Source organism: Caulobacter sp. GW821-FHT09B08 (assembly GCF_059418225.1).
The window spans coordinates 704805-719716 of sequence record NZ_JBWKPL010000002.1 but is presented as its reverse complement, the minus strand read 5'-3'; the positions used below and the strand labels follow the sequence as shown (position 1 = coordinate 719716).

Here is a 14912-nt window from a genome sequence, read left to right as displayed (position 1 = left end):
TCTGTGCACGGTAAACCGGAGCCCGCCATGACCGACGCCGTCGCCGCCCTAGACCTGCCCGCCGCGCCCACGCCGGTCGCGCCGGACCTGGCGGGGCTGCGCCTGGACGAGGATCAGCTGGCCGCGCCCGAGCGGTTCTTCAACCGCGAGACCTCGTGGCTGGCCTTCAACCAGCGGGTGCTGGAGGAGAGCGGCAATCCGCGCCACCCGCTGCTGGAGCGGCTGCGGTTCCTGTCGATCTCGGCCAACAACCTGGACGAATTCTACATGGTGCGCGTGGCCGGCCTGAAGGGCCAGGTGCGCGAGGGCGTGCGGGTGATCAGCCAGGACGGGCTGACGCCGGGCGAGCAGCTGACCCGCATCAACGCCTCGGCCGCCGAGCTGATGGCCGAGCAGCAGAAGATCTGGCGCGAGGTGCGGGCCGAGCTGTGGGGCGAGGGCCTGAAGCTGCTGGACGCCAAGGACATCGTCGGCCCCGACCGCGAACGGGCCGAGGAGATCTTCCTGACCCGGATGTTCCCGGTGCTGACGCCCCTGGCGATCGACCCGGCCCACCCCTTCCCGTTCATCCCGAACCTGGGCTTCTGCCTGGCGCTGAAGCTGCGCCGCATCGCCGACGACAAGCACCTCTACGCCCTGGTGCCGGTGCCCAGCCAGGTGCAGAGGTTCTGGGAGCTTTCCCAAGCGCCGGCCCGCAGCACGCGCAAGCGCGAGCGGCGGATCGTGGCGCTGGAGAGCTTCATCATCCTGTTCCTGGGCCACCTGTTCCCCGGCTACGAGGTCGAGGGCCGCGGCCTGTTCCGCCTGATCCGCGACAGCGACCTGGAGATCGAGGAAGAGGCCGAGGACCTGGTGCGCGAGTTCGAGGCGCGGCTGAAGAAGCGTCGCCTGGGCCGCGTGGTGCGGGTCAAGATCCAGACCACCATGCCCGAGGACCTGCGCGAGTTCATCATCGAGGGTCTGCGCGCCGCGCCCGAGGACGTGGTGCTGGTCGACGGCAAGCTGGGCCTGGCCCAGATGGCCGAGCTGATCCCGCCGGACCGCCCGGACCTGAAGTTCAAGCCCTACAACGCCCGCTTCCCCGAGCGCGTGCGCGACCACGGCGGCGACTGCTTCGCGGCGATCCGCGAGAAGGACATCCTGGTCCACCACCCGTTCGAGAGCTTCGACGTGGTGGTGCAGTTCATCCGCCAGGCCGCCCGCGACCCGGCCGTGCTGGCCATCAAGCAGACGCTCTATCGGACGTCGAAGGACAGCCCGATCGTGGCGGCCCTGATCGAGGCGGCCGACAACGGCAAGAACGTCACCGCCCTGGTCGAGATCAAGGCGCGCTTCGACGAGGAGAATAACCTCAAGTGGGCCCGCGACCTGGAGCGGGCGGGCGTGCACGTGGTGTTCGGCTTCGTGGACTGGAAGACCCACGCCAAGCTGTCGGTGGTGGTGCGCCGCGAGGGCGAGGCCCTGCGCACCTACTGCCACTTCGGCACCGGCAACTATCATCCCCAGACCGCGCGGGTTTATACCGACCTGTCGCTGTTCACCTGCGACCCCGCCATGGGGCGCGACGGCGGCAAGCTGTTCAATTTCATCACCGGCTACGCCCAGCCGCACGGGTTGGAGAAGCTGTCGTTCTCGCCCGAGACGCTGAAGCCGGACCTGCTGCGGATGATCGCCGCGGAATCGGCCAACGCTCGCGAGGGCAAGCCGGCGGCGATCTGGGCCAAGATGAACGCCGTGGTCGATCCCCAGGTGATCGACGCCCTCTATTCGGCCAGCCAGGCCGGGGTGCAGATCGACCTGGTGGTGCGCGGCATCTGCTGCCTGCGCCCGGGCATCAAGGGGCTGTCGGAGAACATCCGGGTCAAGTCGATCGTCGGCCGCTTCCTGGAGCACGCCCGCATCGTGGCCTTCGCCAATGGCGGCGCCATGCCGGGGCCGCAGACGCGGGTCTTCATCAGCTCGGCCGACTGGATGCCGCGCAACCTCGACCGCCGGGTCGAGACGCTTGTTCCAGTAGAGAACCCCACCGTGCACCAGCAGGTGCTGAACCAGATCATGGTCGCCAACCTCAACGACGAGGCCCAGAGCTGGAACCTCGACAGCGAGGGCCATTATGCCCGCGACCCGGCCTGGGACCGCAAGGGCGCCTTCTCGGCCCACGAGTACTTCATGACCAATCCCAGCTTGTCGGGCCGGGGCCACAAGGTGAAGGACCTGCCGCAGGCCTTCGACCACGTCGGACCGCGCAAGCGCGGGTGAAGACGCGGGGCCTGATCGTTCTCGCGGCGCTGGGCTTGAGCGCCTGCGGGCCAAAACCCGCCGAGCAGGCGCAGGTCTGCGCGATCTTCGCCCAGCCCGGCGTGCCCGGCGACACCCAGGCCGGCGACGCCGCCGACCTGGCCTGGGCCAAGGTCCACGAACGGGCGCTCTTTAAGTCGGGCGTGATCTACGGCCCCGGCTGGCAGGTGATGGGCCATCGCCGCTCGTGGGGGCATTGTCCGGCGCGCGCCAAGCCCATCGAGCACCTGCTGGTCAGCCCCGACGGAACCTACGCCATGACCAAGGGCGGCCGGCGGGCCAACGGCAAGCCGGTGACCTTCGGGGCCTGCTACTACGAGAAGGCCGAAACCGGCTGGCGGCTGCGCGCCTGCCGGCGAACCTTGAACGAACCCGCGCCTTTTGTCGGCCTGAAACGCTGAGCTGTGGAGCGGTGAAAGCTTTTTGGCCGCGCCACCTTCCCCTCCCCGCCCAATAGGCTAAACCACCCCCATGCCTTTTGCGGCGCCGCGCGACGCGGCCGTTATCGATATCGGCTCCAACTCGGTCCGCCTGGTGGTGTACCGATTGGAAGGTCGCGCCATCTGGACGGTCTTCAACGAGAAGGTCCTGGCGGGCCTGGGCCGTGACCTGGGCCAGGGCGGCAAGCTGAACCCCGAGGGCGTGGCCCAGACCCTGGCGGCGCTGAAGCGCTTCCGGGCCGTGCTGGAGGCCGTCAAGCCGGCCGAGACCTTCATCGCCGCCACCGCCGCCGTGCGCGAGGCCAAGGACGGGGCGGCCTTCGTCGAGAAGATTCGCGCCGAGACCGGCTTTTCCACCCGTGTCCTCTCGGGCGAGGAAGAGGCCCGCTACGCCGCCGTCGGCGTGCTGGCTGGAGCTCCCGACGCCACCGGCGTGGTCGGCGACCTGGGCGGCGCCAGCCTGGAGCTGATCCGGCTGGAGCAGACCGGCGCGGGCCTGGGCGTAACCCTGCCGCTGGGGCCGTTCAGTCTGGGCCTGTCGGACGGCTTCGACCTGGAGAAGGTGCGCCGCCTGTGCGCCCAGCGCCTGGCTCCGGTGGCCCAGGCGTTCAAGAGCGACGTCTTCCATGCCGTGGGCGGGGCCTGGCGGAACCTGGCCCTGCTGCACATGCGGCTTTCCGACTATCCGCTGCACGTCGTCCACCAGTACGGCATGAGTCGCAACGAGGCCCTGGAGGCCGCCCGCCTGGTGGCCCACCAGTCGCGCAGCTCGCTCGACCGCATCGAGGGCATGAGCAAGAAGCGCTCGGAGACCCTGCCCTACGCCGCCGTGGTGATGGAGCAGCTGATCGAGAGCCTGGACGTCAAGCGCATCGAGATCTCGGCCTTCGGCGTGCGCGAGGGCCTGCTGTTCGAGGCCATGCCGCCCGGCGTGCGGCGGCTGGATCCGCTGATCGAAGGCTGCGCTTCCCTGGGAGCCAGGCAAGGCGTGGCCGACGAGCTGGGCGCGGCGCTGGACGCCTGGCTGGCCCCGGCCTTCTCCAGTCTGTCGCCCTGCTTCGGCGAGCGCGACGCGGTGCTGATCTCGTCCGCCTGCCGCCTGGCCGACCTGGGCGCGCGCCTGCACCCCGATCATCGCGCCGACCTGGTGTTCGAGCAGGTGCTGCGCGCCCCGATCGCCGGCCAGAGCCATCCCGAGCGCGCCTTCCTGGCCGCCGTCGCCTTCGCCCGCCATTCCACGCCGTTCAATCCGCCGGAGGTGGGCGTCCTTGAACGCCTGCTGTCACCCGGTCGCCTGAAGCGCGCCCGGGCCCTGGGCGCGGGCATCCGGCTAGGGTGCGACCTGTCGGGGCGCAGCGCTCCGCTGCTGTCGCATTCCCGACTCGCCATCGACAAGGGCGACCTGCTGCTGACCGCCGATCCCGGCTACGCCGACCTGCTTCTGGGCGAGCAGACCGCCAAACGCGCGGGCGCCCTTGCCTCGCTTTTGGGCTTGAAGCTCAAAATCACGGCGCTCTGAAAAACACCCGAAATCCGCATCAATAAGTTGTAGGTCGCCCCGAATGGGTGGCCGTAGACAACTTTGGGCGATTGCACTCATCGATCATCGATAATTGCAATTTGTAGCACCCCCGATACCAAAGCGACAATTTTGCAACAAATTTGGGCCACGGAATTTCAGTCGTGCAATGTTCGTTGACCGTCGATCCCACACGTCGCTAGCTCCGCTGCAATCGAGTCCAGAATTTCTGGACTCGTTCACCTGTGCCGCCTTGCATCGGCGCAAAAAGCATCCGGGGGATGTAATTTGAAAACCAAACCTATGCGCGAGCGTCTTCTCGCTTCGACGATGATCTGCAGCGCCGCCATGGCGATGTTCGCCGCGGGCCAGGCTTCGGCCCAGACCGCCCCGGCGCCGGACTCGACCGAAGTCGAAGAGATCGTCGTCACGGGTTCGCTGTTCCGTCGTACGGACACCGAGACCCCCTCGCCCGTCACCGTGCTGACCTCCGAGACCCTGCAGCACGCCGGCATCACCACGGCCTCTGACGCCATCCGTTCGATCTCGGCCGACGGCGCCGGCTCGATCGGCACCGGCTTCCAGAGCGGCTTCAGCGCCGGCGGCTCGGCCGTCTCGCTGCGCGGCCTGGGCGTCTCCTCGACCCTGGTCCTGGTGGACGGCCTGCGTTCGGCCAACTTCCCGATCAACGACGACGGCCACAACGCCTATGTCGACCTGAACTCGATCCCGTTCAGCCTGATCGACAGCATCGAAGTCCTGAAGGACGGCGCCTCGTCGTCGTACGGCGCCGACGCCATCGGCGGCGTGGTGAACCTGAAGCTCAAGAAGAAGTTCGTCGGCGTCAAAGGCAGCGCTGAAGTCGGCCAGGCCGACCGTGGCGACGCCGAGCACACCCGCGCCGACATCACCCTGGGCTACGGCGACTACGAAGAGACCGGCTGGAACTTCTACATCAACTCGGAATACCAGAAGGACGACCGGGTCTCGAGCCACAGCCGCGGCTTCCCGTACAACACCCAGGACCTCAGCTCGATCGGCGGCCTGGACCTGAACACCGCCGACCAGACCCTGACCACGGCCACGCCGAACGCCGTCGTGACCCGCGTCAGCCAGTCGGACCTGAACAACCCGCTGTCGGGCAAGGCCGGTTCGCCGCTGACCACGTCGTATCAGGCCCTGAACCTGAACTGCGCCAACGGCACCTACACCCAGACCAGCGCCACGGCCAACGGCACCAGCTGTAAGTGGGACCTGGTCGACGCCTATCGTCAGATCCAGCCGCTGCAGAAGCGCTACGCCTTCAACGGCCGCCTCAGCATGCGCCTGAGCGACAACATCGAGGCCTACGCCACCGGCAGCTACTCGAACAGCTACGTCAGCATCAAGGGCGCTCCGACGGCCATCCGTCAGACCCAGCCCTTCGGCGGCGCCCCCGCCCTGGCTTCGAGCAACCCCGGCATCGTCCTGCCGGTCTACATCTGCGACTCGGGCGTCAACTGCTCGGTCGCCGGCGCGCCTGGCCGTCGTCTGAACCCGAACAACCCGTTCGCGGCCGCCTACGCCGCCGATCCGACCAACGGCGCGGCGCGCATCTACTACCTGTTCGGCGACATTCCGGGCGGTAGCGAGCGCACCAACGAAGTGATCCGCGGCACCTTCGGCCTGAAGGGCAATTTCGGCGACGGCTGGAACTGGAGCGTCGACGCCGCTGGCGCGCGCGACAACCTGAAGATCACGCAGCACGGCCTGTTGAACATCGCCAACCTGATGACGGCGATCAACACCGGCTCGTACAACTTCGTGAACCCGTCGCAGAACACCCAGGCGGCCCGCGACTTCGTCGCGCCCGACAAGACGACGCCGTCGCACTCGTCGATGATGTCGTTGGACGGCTTGATCACCAAGTCGCTGTGGACCCTGCCGGGCGGCGACCTGCAGGTCGGCGTCGGCGCGCAGATCCGCAAGGAAGTTCTGGAAAACAACAACCAGAACGCCCGCCTCGACACCTACGGCCTGACCACGGCCTCGGCCTTCGGCAAGCACACGGTCAAGGCCGCGTTCTTCGAAGTGCAGGCTCCGGTGCTCGAGCAACTGGAACTGAACGTTTCGGGCCGTTACGACGACTACTCGGAAGGCTTCAGCCACTTCTCGCCGAAGTTCGCCGCGAAATACACGCCGATCAAGCAACTGGCGTTCCGCGGCACCTTCTCGAAGGGCTTCCGCGCTCCGACCTTCGCCGAATCCGGTCCGCGTTCGCAGTACGCCGGCTTCGTCACCACCACCCCGCCGGCCGCCTTCGTGACGGCCCACGGTGGTTCGGCCAGCGGCAACCCCTATGCCCAAGCCTACAGCCTGGGCCGCGGCGTCGCCGGCAACCCGGACCTGAAGCCGGAAACCTCGCGTAGCTTCACCCTCGGCGCCATCGCCGAGCCGACCAGCTGGCTCAGCCTGACGGTCGACTACTACAACGTGAAGAAGTCGGACCTGATCACCTCGGGCCCGAAGATTTCCGACGCGGTCGCCGCCTACTACAGCAAGACCAACCAGGCCGATGGCTGCGCCGCCGTCGCCGCCGTGGGCGCCGGTTACTCCTGTAACGTCGTCGACGCCGTCGACCCGCTGTATCCGACCGCCCAGCCGCGCGTGCTGATCATCAACGTCCCGTACGTGAACGCGAACTACGCGCAAACCTCGGGCGTCGATTTCTCGGCCACCGCCAAGGTGCCGGTCACCGACAGCATCAAGTGGACCAGCCGCCTGGAAGTCACCCACCTGCTGAAGTACGACCTGCACACCGACGACGGCAAAGTGCAGAAGTACGCCGGCACCCTGGGTCCGTACGACCTGTCGTCGGGCAACGGTACGCCGGACTGGAAGGCCAACTGGCAGAACACGGTGGACTTCGGTCGCTACACCCTGTCGGCCACGGCCTACTATGTGGGTTCGATCAAGTCGGTCGCCGCCGACACCAACGGCAGCCTGGAATGCGTTCCGGGCAACCCGTACGGTGGTACGGCCAACCCGGCCGCCGCTAACAAGTTCTGCAAGATCAAGAGCTTCGTTAACGTCGACCTGAACGGCACCTTCCAGCTGAACGACGGCATCCAGCTGTACGGCAACGTCGGCAACGTGTTCGATGAACGCGCCCCGATCGCGCCGGGCGCCTATGCCAGCGCTCCGAACTTCCTGACCACCTTCCACTACGCCGGCCTGATCGGCCGTACGTTCAAGGTGGGCGTCCGCTTCCAGTACTAAGCGGCGCTACAGCTAAAGGACGGGGCCGGTTCCGAAAGGAGCCGGCCCTTTTCTTTTGGGGTCTCATCGGCGCCCAGCCCCGCGACACGCCGCCGCAGGATACCGCCGCTCGACGAGCACGGTTTGTTATCCACGCAAAGCGCAAGCTTCACTGATCAACGGGGAGAGCGTCCATGCAGAAGCAGCGGATCGTCGAAGTCGAACAGGTCGAAGACAACACCATCGCGTTTCCCGCGCCCCGCGCGCGGCCCGACCTCCGCCTGGCCCAAGAAGGCGACGTAGGCGTCATCGGCCCCGCCCGGCGCCTGCAGAACGACCTGGCCCACGCCTTCACCGCCGACGCCGCCTGGTCGGTGAAGCGCACCGTGATCGCCGGCGTCGTCTTCCACGCGGTGATCCTGGGATCGCTGGCCCTGGCCGCCAGTAACCTGTTGCCGCACCTCACAAAATAGCTTTTCTGCGGAACATCGTTATTCGAACGGCGTTCGGTTGTGACGGCAACCTTTACCGTTTGCATACCCACACATGCAATTGGGGGACATGATCAGGGGGACCACCACGATGATCGTCATGCCGGCGGGACGGCGGGCTGTGCGCAGCCTGCTGACCCTCGGCGTGATCGTGGTGCTGATCGTGGCCCTGGGCGGCGCGGCCCTGCTGGCCTTCGCGGCCGTGGCCGTGGATCGCCTGCAGGCGCGCGAGGAGCATGTCGTCGTCGCCCAGACCCTGGAACGGGCTCTGGACCGGCTGGACAGCGACGTGGCCGCCGCCGCCGTCTGGGACCAGGCCTATGACCAGCTGCTGCCGGGCGCCGAGGTGGCCTGGCTCGACAGCGAGATCGGCTCCTACTACGCCCACAATCGCGGCGACGACCTGGCCGTCGTGCTCGACGCCCAGGACCGCCCCTTCTACACCTGGGCCGGCGACGGCCGGGTTCCTATCGAAAGCCAGGCCGACATCGTGCGCGCCGCCGGCGCCCTGATCGCCCAGGTGCGCGGCGCCGAAGCCGCGGCGATCGCGGCGCGCGCCAAGGCGCGACCGGCCGATCCCAACGTCGCGGCCGTCGCCGAAACCGCCCATGGCCTGGTGCGCGCTGACGAGCGAATCTACATGGTGGCGGTCTCGACCGTCTCGCCCGAGAAGGTGGGGCACAGCCGTCGTCCGGGTCCGGCCGTGGTGGTGCTCTGCGCCCAGCGGGTGGACCGTCACCTCCTCCCCGCCCTGACCGACGAGATGCGTATCCGCGCGCCCCGGGTGCTGGAGACCGAGCCGCGCGGGATCGGGGCGATCACCCTGGCCGATCCGGGCGGTCTGCCCCTGGGCTGGCTGGCCTGGGACCCCAAGCAGCCAGGACTGGACGCCGTGCGCCAAGCCGCGCCGCTGGTGCTGCCCGGCGTGCTGTTGCTGGCCTTGGCCGGCCTGGCCCTGGGCCTGCGCATCCGCCAGGTGGTGCGCGAGCTGGACGCTTCGGAGGCCGGCCAGAAGGCCGCCCTGGCGGCGGTCGTCGAAGCGCGCGACCGGGCCGAGAGCGCCAACCTCGCCAAGTCGCAGTTCCTGGCCAATATGAGTCACGAGATCCGCACGCCCCTGAACGGCGTGCTGGGCATGGCCCAGGTCATGGAGCTCAGCGGCCTGGGCTCGCCGCACCGCGAGCACCTGAAGATCATCCGCGACAGCGGCGAGACGCTGCTGGCCATCCTCAACGACGTGCTGGACCTGTCCAAGATCGAGGCCGGGCGGCTGGAGCTGGACGACCATGTCTTCGACCTGGCCCAGGTGGTCGAGGTCGCGTGCCGGCCGTTCGCCCTGCTGGCCCACCAGAAGGACGTCGCGTTCGTCACCGAGATCGCGCCCTCGGCCCTGGGCGCCTGGTGCGGCGACAGCGTGCGCCTGCGTCAGGTGCTGTCGAATCTGTCGTCCAACGCCGTCAAGTTCACCCACGAGGGCCGCATCCGCCTGAGCGTGGCCTCGACCGACGCGGGCCTGACCTTCACCCTTTCGGACACCGGCATCGGCATCGCGCCCGAGCGCATCCCGGGCCTGTTCGAGAAGTTCGTCCAGGCCGACAGCTCCACCACCCGCGAGTTCGGCGGCACCGGCCTGGGCCTGGCCATCTCGCGCGAACTGGTCGAGCGGATGGGCGGGACGCTGCGGATGGACAGCGCGGCGGGCAAGGGTTCGACCTTCGTATTCCGCCTGCCGTTCGTGCGCGCGGAGGCGTCCGACTGCGTCGTCTTGCCGGGCGCCGACGAGGACATCCGCGCCCTGCGCATCCTGGCGGCCGAGGACAACGTCACCAACGCCTTCATCCTGCGGGCTCTGCTCGAGCCGGCGGGCGTCGACCTGCGGACGGTCGCCAACGGTCGCGAGGCGGTGGACGCCTTCCACGCCGACGACTTCGACCTGATCCTGATGGATGTGCAGATGCCGGTCATGAACGGCATCGAGGCCACCCGCGCCATCCGCGAGCGCGAGAACGAGCACCGCCTGGCGCCCACGCCCATCCTGGCCCTGTCGGCCAATGTCATGAGCCATCAGGTGGCGGAATACGCCCTGGCCGGCATGGACGGGGTGGTGGCCAAGCCGGTGGACGCGGGCAAGCTGATCGAAGCCATCGCCGCGGTCATGGAGCGTGGGACGGTGGGGACGGCCTAGCTGACCGGCGCCGCCAGGGCCTGGGTCAGCGCCCGATGCAGGCTGGCGGTGTCGAACGGCTTTTCGACCCAGTCGTTCATACCCGCCGCCCTGCAGGCCTCGCGCTCGGCGTCCGAACTGCCGGCGGTCACGGCGATCACCGGCGTGGCGCGGTTGGGACCGTCCGCGCGCAGGCGGCGGGTGGCGTCCAGCCCGTCCAGCCCCGGCATGTTAACGTCCATCAGGATCACGTCGAAGCGCCGGCCGTCCGCCACGGCCAGGGCCGCCTCGCCGTCGACGGCCAGTTCGACCTGCAAGCCCAGGACGTCGAGGATCTGGCCCAGCAGGCGCCGGTTGACCTCGTGGTCGTCGACGACCAGGGCCAGGGGCCTGTCGGCGAAGGCGGCCAGGTCCGGGATGGCGGTGTCCGGCTCCGGCGGTGGGACCCCCTGGGTCACCGGCAGGGCCAGGAGGAAGCGGGCGCCGCCTTCGAGCCGCGCCTCGGCGACCAGGTCGCCCCCCATCAGTCGGGCCAGGTCGCGGCTGATCGAAAGGCCGAGCCCCGTTCCGCCGAATGTGCGGGCGGTGTCGGCGCCCAGCTGGTCGTAGGCGGTGAACAGGCGCTGCAGCTGCTCAGCCGACAGGCCAGGCCCGGTGTCGGCGACGACGAGGCGCAGCAGCCAACCCTCCCTGGCCCGCTCGGCCTCGATGGTCAGGGCCACGTGGCCCTGGGGCGTGAACTTGATGGCGTTGGACAGCAGGTTGTTGAGGATTTGGCGCAGGCGGACGGGATCGCCTTGCACCCAGTCCGGCAGCGGGCCGGCCTCCAGCTCCAGGGCCAAGCCCTTGGCCAGGGCCTCGCCGCGCCAGAAGCGGGCGGTGTCGTCGACCAGGGCGCGCGGGTCGAAGTCCAACCGCTCGACGCTCATCCGGCCGGCCTCGATCTTGGAGAAGTCGAGCAGGTCGTTGAGCAGGCTGCGCATCATGGCGCCGGCATCGACGATCAGGGCGGCGTTGTCCCGGGAGCGGGCGCTGCGGGCGTCGCGCGACAGGCCGTCCGCGCCGGTCAGGATAGCGCTCATCGGCGTGCGCAGTTCGTGGCTGACCATGGCGATGAAGGCCGACTTGGCCGCGGTCTGGGCTTCGGCCGTTCGCCGCGCTGCGCGTTCGGCCCGCAGGGTCCGACGGGACCAGGCGAACACCAGCGCCAGGACCAGGGTGAACAACGCCGCGCCGAGCAGATAGTAGTAGGTGCCGGCGTCGCCGCGAGTCTCGAGGACAAGCGGCGCGCCAAGCAGGTAGCCTACATGGGGCGTGACGGACGCCGCGAAGGCTGCGCGGCACCCCTCGGCCGCCATCAGCGTCGTCAACACCGACCCAGTGAGCAGCAGGGTCGCCGCCGCGGCCGAGGTCGGTCCGTCCATCGCCCACATCGGAAGCGCGATCCAGCCGAACACCACCGACATGGCGAAATCGACCGTCAGGTTCAGACCGACGAACCAGTGCGGCCGCCCCGGCCGCAGAAACCGGGCCAGCGCCTGATGCTCGATCAATTGAATGACCAGATAGGCGCCGGTCCAAGGGATCAGGAAGCCGAAGCCGGGCCGCCAGGCCATCGCGGCGGCTATCACACCGACCACGAACAGGCGCAGGGGGATCAATCGACTACGCGACACCGCCGCCGGCTGAAAAGCTTCAGCCAGGTTTTCCCACGCCTTACTCACGCTGCACCCTCGACTGCCTCAACGCGCCCGGCGCGCCGAACAAGCCAGCCGGTCGCCTGAAGCGCTACTGGCGAGAGGCTGTCTAGCGGTTCAAGGTTTACGAGATGCGTAGACGAAGCCCGAGAAATTCTATTCCGGCTTGGGCGCCCGGCGGACCTCGACGACCCGCACGCGGGTTCCGTCCAGCACCAGGGCCAATTCGCCACGCTTGATCTTCAGGGCGTCAGAACCGAAGGCCTCCAGGCGCCAGCCCTGCAGGGCGGGCGTGTTGGCCTCGTCGTCGGCGGCGATCTTTTCCAGGTCCGAGACCGTGGCGATCAGCTTCGACGCCACGCCGGCCTCTTCGGCCCGTGCCTTCAGCAGCACCTTCAAGAGCTCGACGACCGCGCCGGCCGAGGCGGGCGGCGGCGGGCCGGACTTCTCGATCACCGGGGCGTAGCCTTCCGGATCGGCCAGGGCGGCCTTGATCGCGGCCAGCAGGTCGGGGCCGAACTTGGAGCCGCCGAAGCCCTTGGGCACGCTGCGCAGGGTGTTGAGGCCGTCCAGCGAGGTCGGCGCCTGGGTGGCCAGCTCGTCGATGGCCTCGTCCTTGAGGATGCGGCCGCGCGGCTGGTCGCGGGTCTGGGCGGTGCGCTCGCGCCAGGCGGCCACGGCCTTGAACACCGCCAGGTACTTGGCGGCCGTCTTGCGGGGACGCAGGCGGCGCCAGGCCTTCTCGGGATCGACGTCGTAGGCGGCCGGATCGTTCAACGCCTGCATCTCGCCCTCGACCCAGGCCAGGCGGCCGGCCTTTTCCAGGCGGTCGCGCAGCAGCGGAAACAGGGTCGCCAGGTGGGTGACGTCCGCGATGGCGTAGGTCAGCTGGTTCTCGCTCAGCGGACGCCGGGCCCAGTCGGTGAAGCGGCTGGACTTGTCCAGCTCGATCTTCAGCATCTGGCGCACCAGGGCGTCGTAGGCGATCTGCTCGCCGAACCCGGCGGCCATGCCGGCGACCTGGGTGTCGAACAGCGGCGTGGGCATGGCGTTGAGATTGTTGAAGATCTCGACGTCCTGACGAGCGGCGTGGAACACCTTCAGGATCGAGGTGTCGCGCAGGATGTCCAGCAGCGGCGAAAGGTCGATGCCCTCCGCCAACGGATCGATGCACGCCTCGGTGTCCGGCGACGCCACCTGGATCAGGCACAGCTTGGGCCAGTAGGTGGTTTCGCGCATGAACTCGGTGTCCACGGCGATGAAGGGCTGACCCTTCAACTCATTACAGAACGCCGCCAGCTCGGCGGTAGTGGTGATCGTCGTCATCGGCTGCTAATAGCCTCGCGCACCCCCGAGTCTGCAAGCACAAGCTTGGGGTGTGACGCAAGTTTCCTTTCAAAAACGGCCCGTTGGGCTGTCTTCGATCCAGAGCGAACGCCAGAGCAAGCCCATGAGCGACCAGCAGAACGGCCTCACCTACGCCCAGGCCGGCGTGGATATCGATGCGGGCAACGCCCTGGTCGAGGCGATCAAGCCCCTGGCCAAGGCCACCCGCCGCCCCGGCGCGGAGGCCGGTCTGGGCGGTTTCGGCGCCCTGTTCGACCTGAAGGCCGCCGGCTACGACGACCCGCTGTTGGTCTCCACCACCGACGGCGTGGGCACCAAGCTGCGCATCGCCATCGACACCGGCATGCACGCCACCGTCGGCATCGACCTGGTGGCCATGTGCGTCAACGACCTGCTGGCCCAGGGCGCCGAGCCGCTGCTGTTCCTCGACTACTTCGCCACCGGCAAGCTGGACGTGGCCACCGCCACCAGCGTCGTGGCCGGCATCGCCGAGGGCTGCAAGCTGGCCGGCTCGGCCCTGGTGGGCGGCGAAACCGCCGAGATGCCGGGCATGTATTCCGACGGCGAGTACGACCTGGCCGGCTTCTCGGTGGGCGCGGTCGAGCGCGACGGCGTCCTGCCCAAGCTGGACAAGCAGCGCGCCGGCGACCTGATCATCGGCATCGGCTCTTCGGGCCCGCACTCCAACGGCTACAGTCTGGTTCGCCGCGTGGTCGAGCGCTCGGGCCTGGCGTGGGACGCGCCCGCGCCCTTCGAATCCGGCAAGACCCTGGCCGAGGCGCTGATGGCCCCGACTCGCATCTATGTGAAGTCGATCCTGCCGCTGCTGCAGTCGGGCCGGGTCAAGGGCGGCGCCCACATCACCGGCGGCGGCTTGATCGAGAACCCGCCGCGCTGCATCGCCGATGGCCTGGTCCCCGAGTTCGACTGGAGCGCCTGGCCCCTGCCCCCGGTCTTCGACTGGCTGCAGCGCGAAGGCGGCATCAGCGACCACGAACTGCGCCGGACCTTCAACTGCGGCGTCGGCTTCATCCTGGTGGTCGCCGCCAGCGACGCCGAGCCGGTGCTGGCCGCCCTGCTGAACGCCGGCGAGGACGCCTTCATCTGCGGCCAGCTTGTCCAAGCCCAGGCCTAAGGGCGTGAGCAGGACCAAGGTCGCCGTCCTGATCTCCGGCCGGGGCTCCAACATGAAGGCCCTGGTGCGGGCCGCCCAGGACCCCGCCTGTCCGTTCCAGATCGCCCTGGTGCTGTCCAACAAGCCCGAGGCCGGCGGCCTGGCCACGGCCGCCGCCGCCGGGATCGAAGCCCTGGCCGTCGATCAGCGCGACTTCGGCAAGGACCGCGAGGCCCACGAGCGCGCCATCGACACGGCCCTGCGCGAACGCGGGATCGAGGTGGTGGCCCTGGCCGGCTACATGCGCATCCTCACGCCGCTCCTGGTGAACGCCTGGGAAGGCCGGATGCTGAACATCCACCCCTCCCTGCTGCCCGCCTATCCGGGCCTGGACACTCACGGCCGCGCCCTGGCCGCCGGCGAGGTCGAGGCCGGCTGCACGGTTCACCTGGTCACCGCCGGCGTCGACGAGGGCCCGGTCCTAGGCCAGGCCCGCGTGCCGATCCTGCCGGGCGACACCGAGCACATGCTCAGCGACCGGGTGCTGGAGCAGGAGCACAGGCTCTATCCGGCGACCCTGGCCGAGTTCGTGCGCGGGCTTTAGG

Annotated in this window: 10 protein-coding genes; 8 read left to right on the top strand and 2 right to left on the bottom strand. The window is 68.8% G+C overall.

The window, feature by feature from the left end:
- Window positions 1-27: 27 nt before the first annotated feature.
- The 6 genes from AC07OA_RS09620 to AC07OA_RS09595 all read left to right on the top strand — a co-directional run bounded on the left by AC07OA_RS09620 (window position 28) and on the right by AC07OA_RS09595 (window position 10170).
- Window positions 28-2259 (top strand): RNA degradosome polyphosphate kinase, encoded by a 2232-nt coding sequence (locus tag AC07OA_RS09620; RefSeq protein WP_494663571.1) that lies wholly within the window; start codon window positions 28-30, stop codon window positions 2257-2259.
- On the top strand, window positions 2256-2699 hold the full coding sequence (locus AC07OA_RS09615; RefSeq protein ID WP_494663570.1) for a hypothetical protein: 444 nt from the start codon (window positions 2256-2258) through the stop codon (window positions 2697-2699). Before AC07OA_RS09620 ends, AC07OA_RS09615 begins: the two co-directional genes overlap by 4 nt.
- Before the next feature lie 70 nt (window positions 2700-2769).
- Window positions 2770-4257: a Ppx/GppA phosphatase family protein gene (locus tag AC07OA_RS09610; RefSeq protein WP_494663569.1), complete on the top strand. Its 1488-nt coding sequence runs from the start codon at window positions 2770-2772 to the stop codon at window positions 4255-4257.
- Between the two features lie 330 nt (window positions 4258-4587).
- Complete coding sequence (locus tag AC07OA_RS09605; RefSeq protein WP_494663747.1) at window positions 4588-7515, top strand: TonB-dependent receptor plug domain-containing protein; 2928 nt, start codon at window positions 4588-4590, stop codon at window positions 7513-7515.
- Between the two features lie 173 nt (window positions 7516-7688).
- Window positions 7689-7967, top strand: a complete 279-nt coding sequence (locus AC07OA_RS09600) for a hypothetical protein (RefSeq protein ID WP_494663568.1) — start codon at window positions 7689-7691, stop codon at window positions 7965-7967.
- 88 nt (window positions 7968-8055) lie between these two features.
- Complete coding sequence (locus AC07OA_RS09595) at window positions 8056-10170, top strand: ATP-binding protein (protein WP_494663567.1); 2115 nt, start codon at window positions 8056-8058, stop codon at window positions 10168-10170.
- On the opposite strand, the gene AC07OA_RS09590 is transcribed toward AC07OA_RS09595, so the two are convergent.
- Together AC07OA_RS09590 and rnd are read right to left on the bottom strand one after the other, a co-directional pair.
- Window positions 10167-11873 carry a response regulator gene (locus AC07OA_RS09590; RefSeq protein ID WP_494663566.1) on the bottom strand — a complete coding sequence of 569 codons (1707 nt, stop codon included), beginning with the start codon at window positions 11871-11873 and terminating at the stop codon, window positions 10167-10169. The two genes, AC07OA_RS09595 and AC07OA_RS09590, sit on opposite strands and share 4 nt — an antisense overlap.
- 129 nt (window positions 11874-12002) lie before the next feature.
- Window positions 12003-13172 carry a ribonuclease D gene (rnd, locus tag AC07OA_RS09585; RefSeq protein ID WP_494663565.1) on the bottom strand — a complete coding sequence of 390 codons (1170 nt, stop codon included), beginning with the start codon at window positions 13170-13172 and terminating at the stop codon, window positions 12003-12005.
- 124 nt (window positions 13173-13296) lie between these two features.
- On the opposite strand from rnd, the gene purM reads away from it, so the two are divergent.
- Window positions 13297-14328: a phosphoribosylformylglycinamidine cyclo-ligase gene (gene purM / locus AC07OA_RS09580; RefSeq protein WP_494663564.1), complete on the top strand. Its 1032-nt coding sequence runs from the start codon at window positions 13297-13299 to the stop codon at window positions 14326-14328.
- A 4-nt stretch (window positions 14329-14332) separates the two neighbouring features.
- Window positions 14333-14911, top strand: coding sequence for a phosphoribosylglycinamide formyltransferase (gene purN / locus AC07OA_RS09575; RefSeq protein ID WP_494663563.1), 579 nt, complete (start codon window positions 14333-14335; stop codon window positions 14909-14911).
- The last annotated feature ends 1 nt before the right edge of the window (window position 14912 follow it).

Bases quoted from the DNA above. Each gene is read 5' to 3' on its own strand.
- AC07OA_RS09620 (WP_494663571.1), top strand. From the start codon at position 28: ATGACCGACGCCGTCGCCGCCCTAGACCTGCCCGCCGCGCCCACGCCG.
- AC07OA_RS09610 (WP_494663569.1), top strand. From the start codon at position 2,770: ATGCCTTTTGCGGCGCCGCGCGACGCGGCCGTTATCGATATCGGCTCC.
- AC07OA_RS09605 (WP_494663747.1), top strand. From the start codon at position 4,588: ATGATCTGCAGCGCCGCCATGGCGATGTTCGCCGCGGGCCAGGCTTCG.
- AC07OA_RS09600 (WP_494663568.1), top strand. From the start codon at position 7,689: ATGCAGAAGCAGCGGATCGTCGAAGTCGAACAGGTCGAAGACAACACC.
- AC07OA_RS09595 (WP_494663567.1), top strand. From the start codon at position 8,056: ATGATCAGGGGGACCACCACGATGATCGTCATGCCGGCGGGACGGCGG.
- rnd (WP_494663565.1), bottom strand. From the start codon at position 13,172: ATGACGACGATCACCACTACCGCCGAGCTGGCGGCGTTCTGTAATGAG.
- purM (WP_494663564.1), top strand. From the start codon at position 13,297: ATGAGCGACCAGCAGAACGGCCTCACCTACGCCCAGGCCGGCGTGGAT.